Source organism: Paenibacillus sp. MZ04-78.2 (assembly GCF_024213375.1).
Classification (GTDB): Bacteria; Bacillota; Bacilli; order Paenibacillales; family NBRC-103111; genus Paenibacillus_G.
Genome location: NZ_JANAVJ010000007.1, coordinates 41260 through 57764, shown reverse-complemented (window position 1 = coordinate 57764; position 16505 = coordinate 41260). Strand labels below are relative to the sequence as shown.

General features: G+C 55.3%; 17 protein-coding genes. 1 reads left to right on the top strand and 16 read right to left on the bottom strand.

All coding sequences use genetic code 11. The features are described 5' to 3' along the window. Positions 1-22: 22 nt before the first annotated feature. Positions 23-883: an aldo/keto reductase gene (locus NLX71_RS07815; RefSeq protein ID WP_254362998.1), complete on the top strand. Its 861-nt coding sequence runs from the start codon at positions 23-25 to the stop codon at positions 881-883. Here the strand turns inward: NLX71_RS07815 and NLX71_RS07810 are convergent. The 16 genes from NLX71_RS07810 to lpdD form a co-directional block, all read right to left on the bottom strand. Further along, positions 880-2043 (bottom strand): amidohydrolase, encoded by a 1164-nt coding sequence (locus tag NLX71_RS07810; RefSeq protein ID WP_254362996.1) that lies wholly within the window; start codon positions 2041-2043, stop codon positions 880-882. The genes NLX71_RS07815 and NLX71_RS07810 overlap by 4 nt on opposite strands. A gap of 18 nt (positions 2044-2061) precedes the next feature. Further along, entirely contained in the window at positions 2062-2562 is a 501-nt protein-coding gene (locus tag NLX71_RS07805) for a GNAT family N-acetyltransferase (RefSeq protein ID WP_254362995.1), read from the bottom strand. 26 nt (positions 2563-2588) lie between these two features. Further along, positions 2589-3341 (bottom strand): amino acid ABC transporter ATP-binding protein, encoded by a 753-nt coding sequence (locus NLX71_RS07800; protein WP_254362993.1) that lies wholly within the window; start codon positions 3339-3341, stop codon positions 2589-2591. Next, positions 3338-4048, bottom strand: a complete 711-nt coding sequence (locus tag NLX71_RS07795) for an amino acid ABC transporter permease (protein WP_254362992.1) — start codon at positions 4046-4048, stop codon at positions 3338-3340. Before NLX71_RS07795 ends, NLX71_RS07800 begins: the two co-directional genes overlap by 4 nt. 33 nt (positions 4049-4081) lie before the next feature. Beyond that, on the bottom strand, positions 4082-4783 hold the full coding sequence (locus tag NLX71_RS07790; RefSeq protein ID WP_254362991.1) for an amino acid ABC transporter permease: 702 nt from the start codon (positions 4781-4783) through the stop codon (positions 4082-4084). A gap of 33 nt (positions 4784-4816) precedes the next feature. Then, the gene (locus NLX71_RS07785; RefSeq protein ID WP_254362989.1) at positions 4817-5671 is read right to left on the bottom strand and encodes a transporter substrate-binding domain-containing protein; all 855 of its coding nucleotides are present in this window, start codon (positions 5669-5671) and stop codon (positions 4817-4819) included. Between the two features lie 45 nt (positions 5672-5716). Beyond that, the gene (locus NLX71_RS07780) at positions 5717-7066 is read right to left on the bottom strand and encodes an LLM class flavin-dependent oxidoreductase (protein WP_254362987.1); all 1350 of its coding nucleotides are present in this window, start codon (positions 7064-7066) and stop codon (positions 5717-5719) included. A 26-nt stretch (positions 7067-7092) separates the two neighbouring features. Further along, positions 7093-8106, bottom strand: coding sequence for an LLM class flavin-dependent oxidoreductase (locus NLX71_RS07775; protein ID WP_254362986.1), 1014 nt, complete (start codon positions 8104-8106; stop codon positions 7093-7095). A gap of 151 nt (positions 8107-8257) precedes the next feature. Further along, positions 8258-9148, bottom strand: coding sequence for a LysR substrate-binding domain-containing protein (locus tag NLX71_RS07770; protein WP_254362984.1), 891 nt, complete (start codon positions 9146-9148; stop codon positions 8258-8260). Positions 9149-9359: 211 nt separating this feature from the next. Next, positions 9360-10376: an acyltransferase family protein gene (locus tag NLX71_RS07765; RefSeq protein WP_254362982.1), complete on the bottom strand. Its 1017-nt coding sequence runs from the start codon at positions 10374-10376 to the stop codon at positions 9360-9362. 198 nt (positions 10377-10574) lie between these two features. Then, positions 10575-10988, bottom strand: a complete 414-nt coding sequence (locus NLX71_RS07760) for an EamA family transporter (protein WP_254362980.1) — start codon at positions 10986-10988, stop codon at positions 10575-10577. Positions 10989-11161: 173 nt separating this feature from the next. After that, complete coding sequence (locus NLX71_RS07755; protein ID WP_254362978.1) at positions 11162-11929, bottom strand: DeoR/GlpR family DNA-binding transcription regulator; 768 nt, start codon at positions 11927-11929, stop codon at positions 11162-11164. 280 nt (positions 11930-12209) lie between these two features. Continuing rightward, positions 12210-12719 carry a C40 family peptidase gene (locus tag NLX71_RS07750; protein WP_254362977.1) on the bottom strand — a complete coding sequence of 170 codons (510 nt, stop codon included), beginning with the start codon at positions 12717-12719 and terminating at the stop codon, positions 12210-12212. 226 nt (positions 12720-12945) lie between these two features. Beyond that, entirely contained in the window at positions 12946-14058 is a 1113-nt protein-coding gene (gene rpoD / locus NLX71_RS07745; RefSeq protein ID WP_254362976.1) for an RNA polymerase sigma factor RpoD, read from the bottom strand. A 347-nt stretch (positions 14059-14405) separates the two neighbouring features. Next, positions 14406-15482: a bifunctional 3-deoxy-7-phosphoheptulonate synthase/chorismate mutase gene (locus tag NLX71_RS07740; RefSeq protein WP_254362974.1), complete on the bottom strand. Its 1077-nt coding sequence runs from the start codon at positions 15480-15482 to the stop codon at positions 14406-14408. A gap of 455 nt (positions 15483-15937) precedes the next feature. Continuing rightward, positions 15938-16303 carry a prenylated flavin chaperone LpdD gene (gene lpdD / locus NLX71_RS07735; protein ID WP_254362972.1) on the bottom strand — a complete coding sequence of 122 codons (366 nt, stop codon included), beginning with the start codon at positions 16301-16303 and terminating at the stop codon, positions 15938-15940. Between the last annotated feature and the right edge of the window lie 202 nt (positions 16304-16505).

The window sequence follows — 16505 nt, the reverse complement described above, 5'->3', positions numbered from 1 at the left end:
ATTCCCGAAGGAGTGAACTTTTTTGGAACATAGACCTTTCGGCGCGTCCGACAAGCAATTTCCGATTCTCGGCTTCGGCGCCCAGCGCATCGTGGACGAGCATCAATGTACGGAGGAGGAAACGATACGCATCGTTAACCGGGCGATCGACGAAGGCATCACCTACTTCGATACGGCCCCGAGCTATTCCGACGGGCAGTCGGAGGAGCGGCTGGGCAAAGCGCTCCGGCACCGCCGCAGCGACGTCTGGATCGCAACGAAGACGCACGACCGGACCAGAGACGGCTCGTGGCGTCTGCTCGAAGCCAGCCTGAACCGGCTGCAAACCGACCGTGTCGACGAATGGCGTCTGCATAATCTGGTGACGATGGACGATTTGGAGCAGTGCTTCGCCAAGGGCGGAGCGATGGAGGCGATGCGCGAAGCGAAGGAGCAGGGCATCATCAAGGCGATCAGCGTCAGCGGGCATACGAACCCGGAAGTGCAGCTCGAAGCCATCGAACGGTTCCCCTTCGACAGCGCCTTGGTGGCGCTATCCGCCGCCGACCACTTCATCTACAGCTTCGCGCACGAATTTGTTCCGCGGGCCGTCGAGAAAGGAGTCGCCGTGATCGGCATGAAGGCGATGGCGCTCGGGAAGCTCGCCCCGTGGTACGAGCAGGCGCTGCGGTACACGTTCTCGCTACCCGTAGCCACGACCATTATTGGAATGGAAACCATGGAGCAGCTGGAGAAAAATCTCGCCATCGCCAAACAATTCCGCCCGATGTCCGACACGGAGCAGCTCGGCTTTTTGAAAGAAATCATCCATCTCGCCACGCCGGACGTGCTGCGCTGGAAAGCGAGCGAGTGGATGTCCGGCGAGTGGTACCGACGCGACTAACCTCGGAGACGGTCCAAAGCGTGAACCGCCGCAAGCGCAAATAAAGCCGCACCCGGCGCCAGCGCATCCTCATTCAGCGTAAATTTCGGATGGTGCCATTCCTCCGTTCCGCTCGTGCCCATCCAGAAGTAGCAGCCCGGCACCTGTTCCTGGTAGTGCGCAAAATCTTCGCCGCCCGTGGAACGCCGGGCCTCCGTCACCTGGAGGCTCAAAGCTTGCGCCGCTTCGCGGACGATCTCCACCGCTTCCGGATGATTCGCAACCGACGGAATTCCCGCATACCAAGTCAGGCGCGCCTCCGCGCCGTAGCCCGCAGCGATGCCGCTGGCGATGCGCCCCAGCAAGTCCGGCAGCTTCCGCCGGACCTCCGGGCGGAACGTCCGCACGGTGCCGTCCAGAACGGCATTGTCCGGGATAACGTTCCACGTGCTGCCCGCATGAAAGCTGCACACGCTGACGACCGCGCTATCGAGCGGGCTGATGCTGCGGCTGACCGCGGTTTGGAGGCCGCCTACAACCGCGCTGGCGGCGACGATCGGGTCAATCGCCGTATCGGGAATGGCCGCATGGCCGCCCTTGCCGGTCACCGTCAGCTTGAAGCCGTCGACGCTGGCCATCAGCGGCCCCGAGGCCAAGCCCACGGTGCCGACCGGCAGCTCAGGCTTGTTATGCATGCCGAAGATCGCCTGCACGCCTTCCAAAGCACCCGCTCCGATCATCGCTTTCGCTCCCGTGCCCTTCTCTTCCGCCGGCTGAAACAGCAGCCTCACGGTTCCTTTCAGCTCTGCGGCATGTCGCTTGAGCAGCAGCGCCGCGCCGACCATCGCCGCGGTGTGAAAATCGTGCCCGCAAGCGTGCATTTTTCCCGGAATTTCCGAGGCGAACGGCAGCCCGGTTTCTTCCGTCACCGGCAGCGCGTCGATATCCGCCCGCAGCGCCACCGTAGGCCCGGGCTCGGCCCCTTCGACCTCCGCCAGCACGCCGACAGGCAGGTCGAGCGGCAGCAGCCGGATGCCCGCTCCGCTTAACGCTTCCCGGATTTTGCGGGTCGTCTCCACCTCCTGCATCGACAGCTCCGGATGGCGGTGCAAGTCGCGGCGAAGCCGCACCAATTCGTGCTTCAGTTCCTCGGCCTCGTGAAGCAATCGTTCAGGGTTCATGCGCAGCCTCTCCTCGTTTCAGCCTGTGGTGGCGCGGACTTCAGGCAGCAAATTTTTACGCAAAAAGACAAGCTTGTCGTCCCGTCCCAGCTCCCGATCATAGAAGCGCACATAGCCTTTACGTTCGTACATGGGCAGCAGCCAAGGATGCTTCGCCGAAGTCGCGAGAACAACAGCCGGCGAAAGCAGAATGTCCCGTACGACCGCTTCCTCCGCATAGGCCAGAAGCTTGCTGCCGACGCCGCGGTTCGCATACGCCGGATCGACGGCAAAGTTGTACAAGAACGGCAGATCGGTTACTTCCGGCAGCGACCGGAGCGAAATGGTCGCGACGATCGTCCCATTGATCTCCAGCACGTAGCTGGCATACTCGGCGATATTCGTCCGCACCATCTCCAAATCCGCATGGACGGCCGCAAATTCGATTTCCAGCTCCCCGATGCTACGATAAGCTCTGCGAATCACACTCAGAAGCCGCTCGGCATCGTCCAGAGTCGCTTGACGGTACACCTCGTTCACGGAACTCACCTCACGATTTTGGCTATTTATATCACATAACTCCATTCCGGCGTAATTCGTCTTAAGAACTGCTTGGTGCGCTCTTCCTGGGGGCGGGAGAAAATGTCCTCCGGCTTGCCCTCCTCGACGATGACGCCTTCATCCATAAACACCACGCGGTTCGACACTTCGCGGGCAAAGCTCATCTCATGCGTCACGACGATCATCGTGATGCCTTCACGGGCAATTTTGCGGATGACGGACAGCACCTCGCCGACCAACTCGGGATCAAGCGCCGACGTCGGTTCGTCGAACAAAATCACCTCGGGATTGAGCGCCAAAGCCCGGGCGATCCCGACCCGCTGCTGCTGCCCGCCCGAGAGCTGGCTGGGGTAGGCATCGACTTTTGCCGCGAGGCCGACCTTCTCCAGCACCTGAAGGCTGCGCTCCCTCGCCTCTTCCTTCGGCACTTTCTGCGCAATGACGAGGCCTTCCATCACATTTTCCAGCGCCGTCTTGTGCTTGAACAAATTGTAATGCTGGAACACCATCGCCGTTTTGCGGCGCAGCGTCAAGATGTCGCGCTTGCTCGGATGCTTGCAGTTGACCGTAAAATCACCGATCGCCACCTCCCCGTCCTGCGGGCGCTCCAGCAGGTTGACGCAGCGGAGCAGCGTCGTTTTGCCCGATCCGCTGGGCCCGAGAATGACGACGACTTCCCCTTTGTCCACCGACAAGTCGATCCCTTTCAGCACCGTCTGCTTGCCGAACGACTTTTGAATGTTCGTCAGCCGTATCATGTCACGCCTCCCCGATTGTATTTGGTTACCCTTTTCTCCAAATAAGCCGTCAGCCGCTCCGCCACGACCGTAATTCCCCAATAAATCAGCGCCGCCGCGATAAAGGCTTCCAGAAACTTCAAATTGTTCGACGCCACGACGCTGGCTTTGCCAAGCAGCTCCATCTGCGAGAACGTGAACGCAAACGTCGACGTATGCAAAAATCCGACGAACAGGTTGCACAGATTCGGCAAAATGACCCCGATCGCCTGCGGCAGCATGATGCGTCTGAGCGCTTGCGGCGTGCTCATGCCGACGGAGTAAGCGGCTTCGATCTGACCGCGGTTTACCGCCAGGAGACCGGAACGGATGATCTCGGACATATAAGCGCCGGCCGTCAGGGAGAACGCCGTCAGCACGAACGACAGGATCGGGATCGAAGCCGTCTTGATCCCCCATCCGTAATGCGTCGACAGCTTGTCGATCAGCATCGGCAGTCCCCAATAAATGAGGAATACGTGCAGAATGACCGGCGTTCCGCGCAAAAAGGAAACATAGGCGTCGGCGATCCGGTGAAGCACCTTCACCTTGTACATGCGGATCAGCGCCGTCGCCACGCCGATGACGAACCCGAACAGAAGCGGGACAATCGTAATGACCAGCGTCAAGGGCAGCGCGTCCAATAGTTCAAAAAAAGCCGTCACAATAAACCCGATGTCGATACTCATTCGTTCTCACTCCATCCCCGGACCGGCAGCCGGTCATGCGCTCGCGATTTTTTGTTCGTGCCGCTGCAATCGGATTTCCGTCAGCGCAAAGCCCTTCTCCAGCACGAGCACGGTCAAATAGTATATGATCGTCAGGCCGATATACACCTCCAGCGTGTGGGCGGTCGTCGCAATCAGCGTCTGTCCCCGTCCCATCATGTCCATAACGCCGATGGAGTACGCCAGCGACGTATCTTTCAAAAAGCCGATCACCGTGCTCGCGAAGTTCGGAAAAGCAACGACGAACGCCTGCGGCAGGACGATCCGGAAGAAGGCCTGTGGCCCTGTCATGCCCACGGCGTACGCGCCTTCAAGCTGGCCGCGGTCTACGGCGTTGACCGCCCCGCGGATCACCTCGGAGATCGAGGCGGCGCTGCCGAGCGCATACGTAATAATGACGAACACGATCGGATTCATCCGCGACATGTCGAAGTTCACGAGAAGCAGCAGCGCAGGCACCCCGTAAAAGACGAGAAACAATTGGATCAAAATCGGTGTTCCACGGACAAACGAGACGTAAACGGCGGCGATCCGATTCAGCACCGGAACGTCGTACAGCCGGGGCAGCGCAATCAGCAGTCCCAGCAGCACGCCGAAGAAGAGCGAAGCAGCCAAAATAAACAGAGTAATGTGCAGGTAAGACAGCAGTATAGGAAGGAACTCCCCTATGAGCGCGGCGTCGAACGATTTCCCCATTCCTACCCATACCTTTCTGTAAGGAGATTTGGTTTACTTCTCTACGGTATAGTCGTCGCCCAGCCATTGCTTGCTCAGCTTCGCCAGCGTCCCGTCAGCCTTGATCGCCTTCAACGCCTCGTCGATCCTGCTTTTCAGCTCGCCTTCGTCCTTGCGAAGCATGAAATACACCTTCGAATTGGAGAGCGTCTCGCCGACCGTTTTGAGCTGAGCGTCCACGCTTTTGTTCAAGTAGTCAATGGCAAACTGCGTGCTGATCATGGCGTCGACCCGCCCGGTTTTGACTTGCGCGCTCGCGTCTTCGCCTGCGCCGGTATAGACGATCTGGATCGGGTTGCCGTGCTCCTTATTGTATTTTTCGGCCAGCGCCGCCGCATTGCTCGTCGCGGTTGCGATCAGCTTCTTGCCCTTCAAATCCGCAATCGACTTGACGTCGTTATTGTCCTTGTGCACGATGATTTTATTCGGGAAAATGTTGTACGCTTCGTCGTTATACAAAAATTTCTTCTGTCTCTCCTCGTTCACTTCCATTTGATGCGCGATAAAATCGATCTTTTTCGTTTCCAGACTCAGCAGCAAATTTTTGAACTCCATCGTTTTTAACTCGAACTCATATTCCGGCAGACGCTTGTCGATTTCTTTGACGAGCTCCACGTCGTACCCGGTCAGCTTGCCGTCCTTGTCGATGAAGCAAATGTTCGGAAACTGCGTGCCCGTGCCGACGATCATTTTTTTCACGGCCTGGCCGCCCGCGGAAGCCGGTGCGCTTGAGCTGCCCGCTCCCCCCGCCGCTTCTTTGTTCCCCGCCCCTCCCGTAGAGGCTTGAGCGCCGCAGCCTGCCAGAAGAAGGACAGTGAGCAGTGACGCCGAAAGAAATCTTTTTTTCATATGGTACCCCCCATAATCATGATGAATTGCCAAGAACGAATCCGCTCAGGAGCTTTTCACAAAATCTTGCGGTGCTCGTCTGGCGAGCGTATGGCGGTTTTCCGGCTTGGCGAGGCCCAAATTCCCGCGCAGCGTGTCGGACTCGTACGCCTCCCGGTATATTCCCCGCTCCTGTAGGATCGGTACGACCAACTCGACGAAATCGTCGAGTCCTCCCGGTACACTCGAATGAATAATAAATCCGTCGGCCGCCTTCTCCTCGAACCACTGCTGGACAAGGTCGGCCACCTTTTCCGGCGTCCCGATGAACCGCCCTTTCGGCGTCGCCGTCTGGAGCGCCACCTGTCGCAGCGTCAATTGCTGCTCTTTGGCCGTCTGCTTGATTTTGTCCGTCGTGCTGCGGAAGCTGTTGCTGCCGACATCGCCCAACTCGGGGAAAGGCTCGTCGAGCGGGAACGGCGAGAAATCGAAATGGTCGAAGAAGCGGCCGAGGTAGTTCAGCGCGTTCTCGATCGTCATGAGGTTCGCAATCTCTTCGTATTTGCGCTCGGCCTCCCCCTGCGTCCGCCCGACGATCGGCCCGATGCCCGGAAAAATGAGGATATCGTCGGCGCTGCGGCCGTATGCGGCTGCTCGCGTCTTCACATCCTGGTAAAAGCGCTTGGCGTCCTCGATCGACTCGTGCCCGGTGAATACCGCGTCGGCCGTTTTGGCCGCCAAGGTGCGGCCGCTGTCCGACGACCCGGCTTGGAACACAATCGGGTGCCCCTGCTTGGAGCGGGCAATGTTCAGCGGACCCTGCACGGAGAAAAATGGCCCTTGATGATCGAGCCGGTGCATTTTGCCCGGATCGAAGAACACGCCCGAAGCTTTATCCCGCACGAACGCGTCGTCCTCCCAAGAGTCCCACAGCCCGCGGGTCACCTCCAAAAATTCCTCGGCGATCTTATAGCGCAAGTCATGCGACGGATGCTCTTTTTTGCCGTAGTTGAGGGCGGAGCCTTCCAGCGGAGAGGTGACCACATTCCATCCGGCCCGGCCTCCGCTGATATGATCGAGGGAAGCGAACTGTCTGGCGACCGTGAACGGTTCGCTGTAGGAGGTCGACAAGGTGCCGACGAGACCGATCTTCGAAGTGACCGCGCCGAGCGCGGATAAAATCGTGAGCGGCTCGAACCGGTTCAGAAAGTGCGGGATCGACTTTTCGTTAATGAACAAGCCGTCGGCGATAAACACCAGATCGAACTTGCCTTCTTCTGCCTTGCGGGCTTGCTGCGTGTAAAACTCGAAGCTGACGCTGGCGTCCGCCTGAATTTTCGGATGTCTCCAAGCCGCCATATTTCCTCCGACGCCGTGGATGATTGCGCCCAACTTCAGCTTTCTTCCGTTTGCCATTCCGATTCCTCCCTCGTTTTCCACGTTTATACGACCGACTCAGCGAATGCTTCCTTGAGCTGCGACAGCGCCTGAAGCCGCTGTTCGAATTCCTTCAGAGCGAAAATCAGAATGAGTTCGTCCACGCCGTACTTCCGCTGGATGTCCAGCAGCTTGGCGCGCACGGTTTCCTTGGAGCCGTGCACGACGTCCGCATCCTTGACTTCGATCGTGTATTCTTCCTCGCTTTGCCGCCCGAATTGTTCCGCGTGCTCTACGGTTTTCACGGTGATCGTCCTTCCGCTTTCCAAGTGAATTTTCACAAGCTTGGCGTCGGCGGCAAGCCGCTTCGCTTCCTCGTCCGTATCCGCCACAAGGACCGAAAGTGCGAGAATGACCTCCGGCCGGAGGGACTTCCGGGGAGCAAACCGGTTCCGGTACGTGTCCAGCGATTGCCGGACAATCGCCTCGTCCCCGTTAATAAACTGCGCGAACACGTAGGGAATGCCCCGGCTCGCCGCAAGCTCCGCGCTGGCCGGCGACGTTCCGAGCAGGTACAAGTCCGCAGGCTCGGCCGGAACCGGAATCGCTTTGAGCCCATGAAGCGGATGGTCCCCGGGGATCGTATCGGTCAAGTACTGCTCCAGCTCGATCAGCTTATCCGCCAGCGGTCTGCTTTTCCCGGCCGTCTCCTGCTGGAGCGCCTTCGTCGAGAGGGGAAGCCCTCCCGGCGCCCGGCCGATGCCGAGGTCCACCCGTCCCGGGGCGAGCGAGGCGAGCACGTTGAAATTTTCCGCCACCTTGTACGGACTGTAGTGCTGCAGCATGACCCCGCCCGAGCCGATGCGAATCCGCTCGGTCTGCGCCAGCAAATGCGCGATCAGCACCTCCGGGGAAGAGCCTGCGACGGCCGCCGAATCGTGATGCTCGGATACCCAGAACCGGTGGTAGCCGAGCTCCTCCGCTTTGCGTGCCAGAGCCACCGTATGCCGGAACGCGTCGACGGCCGTTTTTCCTTCGTCCAACGGACTTTGATCCAAGATGCTTAGCTTCAGCCCCATCGCCCATCCCTCCTGTAATCCGGCTATTGAATTTAGTAAAATCCAATAGGTTTTGTTGGTTTTATTGGTTAAAAAAAGTCTATCACCGCCCCTGTCGTCCGTCAACGGGGTTCGTAATAGAGGATTTCTATTCTTAAATCGAACAATTCGATTAAGCATTTCGTTTCCAATCGATCTCTCGGCTGAGTTCCAGCGCCATTTTGCCGAGAGCCGAGCCTTCCCCTTTGAGCGAAACGAGATTGGTGCGCAAGGTGATGCCGGCGAGGGAAGGAATGTCGACCGGCCAGAGCAGCCCTTCCTTCACTTCTTTGCGTACGCACAGCTCCGGCAGGAAGCTGATTCCCATTTCTTTCAGTACCAGCTTCTTGGCCGTCTCCAGGTTATCGAGGTGCAGCTCGATATTCGGCGGGCGGTCGAGCGTGTCGAACAGCCGATGAATTTTCATCCAATCGAGAGCCCCGCATTCGAAAAACACGATCGGCTCGCTTCCGATATCCTCCAGCGCAATGCGCTCCTGGCTCACAAACGGATGCCCCTGGTATACGAAAAGGCGGATCGGGTCCTCGTAGAACCGGACGGAGTCCACATGCGGATGCGTAATGTTGCGCACAAGTCCGACGTCCACTTCCTTGTTCAGCAGCTTTTCCAAGATGATGTCGCTCGAAGCCGTCACTAATTTTAGCTGGAGATCGGGGTATTTTTGCTTGAAGAGAGGCGCCAGCTCCGGGATCATATAATTGGCTGCCGACGCGGTGCAGCCGATCCGAAGCTCGTGAGGCGCGGCGTTCATTTGCTGCAGCTGCTGCTTGCCTTTCTTGTAGGTCTGCAGCACTTGCTGGGCGTAGGGCAAAAACTGCTTGCCCTTGTCCGTCAGCGAAAAATGTCGGCCCTCCCGATCGAAAAGCTTGACGTCCAATTCGCGCTCCAGCGACTGGATTCTGGCGCTAATGGACGGCTGGGACAAGAACAGCGCGTCGGCTGCTTTGTTAAAGCTGTTGAAATGAATGACATAGACGAACGCCTCGAGATTCTCAATATTCACGAGCGCTCCCTCCTCCTTCCAGCTCTTGACGAACTTGTAAAAATCAATATATCATAAGTATTCCATTAGGAATAGTATAATTTATGCGCGGACAAAACGATGATCTGGTACGGCGAGGGCGGCGATACGTACCAGGCATCCGAACGAACAAAGGCCAGCCCGGAGGCTGACCTTCAGTGTTGAGAAAACAGTTCGACAAAATGAGATAAGCTCAACCTGCCGCCTTCAGCTTGCCTTGGAGTTTCTCCTTCCTTCCGAAGCCCTGCTGACCCAAGAAAAGCATGGACAGCAAGGACGATTTGGACATGATCCAAGCCACCCCTAACGGAAGCACCACGCCGGCAAGCGTAAAGACAAACGAACCGTACTCCATGCCTAAACCGAACTTTAGCACGATATTGACCGGAATGTGCAGGTACATGATCGAGATGGTCACGGTCCCCAAAAATGCCAGAATGGAAGACACCCGCCAACGCGAAATCCAGTAGCACAATTGAAGCACGACGAGGACGCACGCCAGCGGAACGATGAGATCCAGCACCGGCTGGGTGTAACCCTTCATTTTCATATCCATACGAAAAATCCAGATTCGTTCTATATTAAGAACAATTGCAGCTGTCGAAATCAGCAGCGCCGGAATGAACCAGGTCCTCCGCTCCAGCCATGAAGCCAATGGAGATTTAACCGTATAGCCCAGAAAAAAGAACGCAACCGCCATAAGCGCCACATCCGCATTCCAAGGGATATCCTTTTCGGCGAAAGGCGTCATGCTGACGAAATGAGCGGCCGTATAGGACACAAGCACCGCTGCTGCTTGTACCTTAACCGGATATCGGGTAAGAAACCCCATCAAAAGATGCACAAGCAGCAAACAGGTGATGAACCAGAAGACGCCGTACCACCCGCCTAGCACCGTTCCCCCATAAATAAGATTACAAATATCGCGGGAAACGGATAACGGATCTCTCTGCTTGGCTGCAACCAGTATGGCAATGCCAATCCCGTAGGCGAAATAGGGAATCATAAACGTTCGAATACGTTTCAGCGCCCACGATATGTACTTGTCCGGCATAACGCTTTTGAACAAAAGCCCGCTGACCAGAAAAAACAACGGCATACGGAACCAACCGAAATAATGGTCGATCCATTCATTCCCCGAATGCCCCAATACGACCAAAATGATGCTTACCCCCCTGGCGACGTCAATCCATTTTCTGCGCTCCTGCATAACCGCTCCTCCTCCCAGTTTCGTAACTCAGCTAAAACGATACTAGATTTGGAAAGCGGATAAAATGGGTTCATTTGTCGAAAACTGTAGGCCTTCCGGATGGAATATGGACAGCCCCCGGCAGCGGCTCCCCACTCAGACGCAGAAAGCTGCTCCAAATGGCTCATTCATTTTACCGTTCGCGCAGCCGATAATCCGCTACCCGGAACCGGCGATCATGACGATCCCTGCGATGACGATGACCGATGCGGCGAGCCTTCTTGCCCCCTGTCGTTCGTTGAGTACGATCAGGCCCAGCAGCGTGCCGAAGACGATACCGATTTCCCGCAGCGGGGCAATATAGGACACTTGAGCGTGCCTCATCGCCAGCAAAAACAACAAATACGAACCGGGAGACAAAAGCGATCCGAGCAGCACGATCTTCCACCGCCCGCGTACCGCCCGCTTCAATCTCCCGGAGGCCAGAGCGGCCGGAATCAGACCGAGCACGAATCCGATATTGGAGACCCACAGAAACGCGCTTTTGTCCTCGCTTTGCTTGGCGAACAAATTCCACACCGCGTGCGTCATGCCCGATCCGATCACAAGCAGCAATGAAAGTACAATGTTCAAGCACCTCAGATTTTCAATTTTTCCAACATAATAACACACATATACACATATATACAACGACTTATTGTTCTTTACATAAACGAAGACCGCCGCATCCAAAGCAAAAAGTCCCGGACAAGCTCCGGGACTCCAGACTTACTGCGTATGTTTTGTAGCTGGCGGAACGGCTCCCACTATTGGTAGACGATCTCGATGCCATGCTTGTTATATTTGTCCACGATGGCCGGATCGATGTTCGAATCGGTCACGAACCGTTCGATCTCCGCGCAGCCGCACACTTTGATCAGCGAAACCGCCTCGAACTTGCTGCTGTCGGCCAGCGCAATCGTCCGTTTGGCGTTCTTCAGCATAATTTTCTTCATCTGCACTTCGCCGAGACCATAGTCTGTAACGCCTTCGGTCAGCGTAACGCCGCTCATGCTCATAAAAAACAAATCGGCATGGAACCGGGAAGTGAACTCCTCGGCCAAATCCCCGATCATGCCCTGCTCCTCGTTGCGGATTACGCCCCCGATCAAAATGATCGTGTACCCCGGCATATGAACCAGCTCGTTTGCAATGGGCAGCGAATTAGTAATGACCGTCAACCGTTCGATCTTTTTTTTCAGCACTTTGACAAACTGGGTATTGGTCGTGCTTACGTCCAGCGCGATGGACTGCCCCTCCGTCACATACCGCGCGGCAATTTCGGACAGCTCGTTTTTCCCGTTCAAATGGACCTTTTCCCGGACCGTCATCGAAATTTCTTCGCGGTAATCCCACTCCTTCAGGATTGCGCCGCCATGGACGCGCTTCAAGTACCCCGCCTTCTCCAGATGCTCCAGATCGCGCCGGACCGTTTCGAACGATACGCCGAACAGCTCTATCAGGTCCGACGCTTTGATCGACTTCTCGCGGTTTATTTTTTGAATAATCGCTTGATGCCTTTGCTCTGCGAACAATCCCGCCCCCTCCTCTCCGTGAAATGCCGGACACCGCCGCATTTCCATGCAAGTAGTCTACCACAAATAAAAGTAAACACAAACATTTGCACATCGAACGAAGAGCTGCTTACGGCGGGAGCGACTGTCTCCGGGCAGGCTTGTATGACGGTATCCGTTTCTGGAGACAATACTTCTATCATTTCCGCTTAAAGCAAGAAAACCCTTGATTTTCTCAAGGATTTTCCTGTAGCGGCTTATTTGACAGCTGCTTGCATGCTACCGGCACGCCGTCGCTGTCTTAGCGAATAACGCGACGAGCGGTAACGAAAGTCTTGTCCCAAGCGCTGCCTTTAAAGTTGGAAATGGTAACGCCGACGCCGACCCGATACGTATGGAGCAGCTTACCGTTCCCAATATAAATGCTCACATGATTGATTTTTCCATCTCGATTCGTGTCCGAGAATACCAGATCGCCAGGCCGCAGTTGACTCTTGGCAACCTTGGTGCCAACCGTAGCTTGTTGTCTGGAGGTACGAGGAAGATTGATTCCGTGCCGCTTGAACACATATTGAGTAAAGGAAGAGCAATCAAATACATTCGTTCTTCCCGCAGGCGCCCCGAACTGATAGCGGACTCCTAAATAACGCTTCCCCGTAGCTATGATTTTATCTGCAACTGATGCACGGGATACGGTAGCTGCTTGAGCCGACTGCGGCACTGCAAGCATGTTTCCCGTGACGGCAATCGATAGGCTCATCGTTATTCCAAGTATCGCTTTCGCGATCCGGCTTTTCTTCGTGTTAATCATGATGACTTCCTCCTTGGTTTGGCGAATTGGGTAAGTACCTCAAAACCACCATAACACAAATAAAAAGTACACGATTTACCAGAAAATCATTTTTTCCGCGCCCCGCCTGCTGTAAGAAGCTATTATTAGAAATCAATGAGAAAATTTTTAACTTAAACTTGTTGACAAAAAAAGCCGCGCTCCGGGAGAGGAGCACGACTTCCTGCGTTCACTGTACGAATAAAGATCAATCCATAAAATCTTTCAGCCGCTTGCTGCGGCTCGGATGTCTGAGCTTGCGCAGCGCCTTGGCTTCGATCTGCCGGATGCGCTCCCGGGTCACACCGAATACCTTGCCCACTTCTTCCAGCGTTCGCGTGCGCCCGTCATCAAGACCGAAACGAAGACGCAGCACGTTCTCTTCCCGCTCCGTAAGCGTGTCGAGCACATCTTCAAGCTGCTCCTTCAACAGCTCGTAAGCTGCCGCGTCCGCGGGGGCAAGCGCCTCCTGGTCCTCGATAAAGTCGCCCAAGTTCGAATCGTTTTCCTCGCCAATCGGCGTTTCGAGCGACACAGGCTCCTGTGCAATCTTCATAATTTCCCGCACCTTATCGGGCGTCAAGTCCATTTCCTTCGCAATTTCTTCCGGGGTAGCTTCCCGGCCAAGCTCCTGCAGCAGCTGTCTGGACACGCGTACGAGCTTGTTGATCGTTTCCACCATATGTACCGGTATCCGGATCGTTCTCGCCTGATCGGCAATCGCACGCGTAATTGCCTGACGAATCCACCATGTGGCATACGTACTGAATTTGAAGCCCTTGGTATGGTCGAACTTTTCTACCGCTTTGATTAAACCCATATTGCCTTCCTGTATCAAATCAAGAAACAGCATACCCCGGCCGACATAGCGTCTCGCGATACTGACCACCAGACGGAGGTTCGCCTCGGCCAGTCTGCGCTTCGCTTCTTCGTCCCCCTGCTGAATCCGTTCCGCCAGCTCGATTTCATTATCCCCCGAAAGCAGCGGCACCCGTCCGATCTCCTTCAGATACATACGCACCGGGTCATTGATCTTGATCCCCGGCGGAAGCGACAGATCGTCATGCAGCAGCTCGTGTTCCTCATGATCCGGTCCGAACACAGGCTCCCCGTCCGACTCGCTACCCACCTCGATACCAAGCTCACTAAGCTGCTCGACGAACTCGCTGATTTGTTCCGGATCGGGATCGAACGGAGCGAGTTTCTCCGTAATTTCTTTGTAAGCGAGCGAAGCTTGCTCTTTGCCCTGCGCGATGAGTTGCTGTTTCACCCGATCAATCGTAAGCTCTGTCTCCGCTTCCTTGTGCTGATCGTTCGCCATACGCTGCCCCCTCTTCTCCGAACCCACTCTTTATTAATTCTTGACAAAGCCGTAAAGATATGATAGTATAGAAATGGATATTAGTGATAAATATCACATTGCTTCAACCGCTACCCATCATTTTAACACAAAAACGATTAACATTCAACTGTTTCAATTAAACCGGTATCCGCCTTGGCGGACGCCGGTTTTTCGCATCTGTCGCCAATATGAGCAAGGCCTGTCTGGGCTAAACGATTTCCCAACGAACGTCAATTCATCAAGCCGCGTTAGGTTGCGACCCAATAAGGATAGGAAAAAACCGTCTGGACATTTCCAGACGGTTTTGCTTTGCCAACTGAAATTATCTATCCAAGAAGACCGGACTCCCGCACTTGAGCATAAAAATTACCGAACTCTTCGATATTGAGCTGCTGGGCGGCATCGGACAATGCCGTGGATGGGTCCGGATGCACTTCGACCATGACCCCGTCGGCCCCGGCGGCTAGAGCCGCTTTAGCGCATGGGGCAAGAATGTCTTTGCGTCCTGTCGAGTGCGTGACGTCGACAAGCACCGGCAGATGGCTTTCTTGCTTCAGGATCGGCACGGCGGAAATATCGAGCGTATTGCGGGTCGCCTTTTCGTACGTGCGAATACCGCGTTCGATGAGCATGACCTGCGTGTTGCCGCGAGCCAATATATATTCAGCCGCATGAAGGAATTCGTCGATCGTTGCCGCCAGCCCGCGCTTGAGCAGAATCGGCTTGCGAACCTCGCCTGCCGCTTTCAACAGCTCGAAGTTTTGCATATTGCGTGCGCCGATCTGAATGACATCGATATACTCGCATGCCAATTCCACATGAGCGGGATCTACGATTTCGCTGATCGTTTTCAGACCGAATTCGTCGCCGACTTCCTTCAAAATTTTCAGCCCCTCGATGCCCAGCCCCTGAAAATCGTAAGGGGAAGTTCTCGGCTTAAACGCTCCTCCGCGCAGCACGGTAACCCCCGCCTGCTTCAGCGCCGCGGCTACCGTCCGCGTCTGATCGTAGCTCTCCACTGAGCACGGTCCCGCAATTAGAACGGGACTTCCTCCGCCGACCTTCACATCGTCTCCCAACGTAACGACGGTATCTTCCTTCTGCTTCTTCCGGCTGACCAGAAGCTGCTTCTTGTGATCGGTTACCTGAAGATTCAGCGAAGCCTGGAAAATTTGCTTGAACAGGTGCCGGATCGTTTCGTCGGTGAAAGGCCCTTTATTGCTGGCCACCAGATCCGTCAGCATTTCCTTTTCCCGAACAGGGTCGAATTTCGGAATGCCCTGCTTCTCTTTGACGTTCCCAATTTCCTGGGCAATCTTGGCGCGTTCCGACAACAGCTCCAGAAGCTGGCGGTTCGTTTCGTCTAATTTTTGGCGTAAAGGTTCTAAACTTGGTTGGTTCATTTCTCATCCGCTCCTTGAATTGTTTTTTTGTTGGAACATAAAAAAGGCCCCCCGTCGCAAGGGACGAGGAGCCGTGGTACCACCCTTATTAGAAGCGCGCTCCCTTCGCAAAACGAACCGGAGTGCTCTTCTCACTTTCTATCCTTTAACGCAGGACCTTACGGGTAACCCTACCGAGAAGCCTTATTGATTCAGGCCGCTCATCAGGCACCAGCTCCGGAGTGAACTTCAGCGCAGTGCTTCTTCGGGTGCTCTCAGTCGCCGGCACACCGTCCCTGGCAAGAAGCGTTCTTCGCTTACTCTCTCCTTCATTGCTTGTCAGAATTTAGTTGATTTAATTAAGATGCATTTTATAACGAAACAAACATGAATTACAAGAGCATGATTTAAAGCGACTTTGCTTTATAGCAGCGAAGCGTTTTAGTTTATACAAGGCGGATTGATTAACAGAGCCGTCACAGCTTCAACTGCGCGGCCCCGTTTTCATGGGTACAGCTTTCGAGAGCGGCCCTCATCTTCGCATGTACGAGAGCGATAATTTGTGCAATATCCTGCTTCGTCGCGTGATCGATATGGATTCCCATAATCACGACGGCACGATGGCGAAGCTTCGATGCTGCGTTTTCGGCCAGTTCCTTGACCAGCTCCCCTTCCCGGTGCCCGGGTACCGATATCGTCTCCGACCGGAGTCCTCCTTCGTGCCAGTAAGCGCAAGCGACCGCGCCCACATGCGCTTCTCCCCCGGTTATCAGAAACACATAATCGTCCCCCGCCCGATACGAATTGATTCGAATCCCGTAGTCGTTACCGTTATTTTCCATAGCCTTTTACCCCCTCAGATGCATTTACCCTACTCCATTTCGTCCCCGCAAGCTATGAACCGGATCACGAAAGAAGGAAGCGTCGTCTTTTATGATGGAAATGCAGTACATGGCGATTCCTCCCAAGTTTGTGCTGGAATCCCATCTGGAAAAATCCATAATCTGCTGTTCATAGCTCATTTTTCCAATAATATCCATTCTG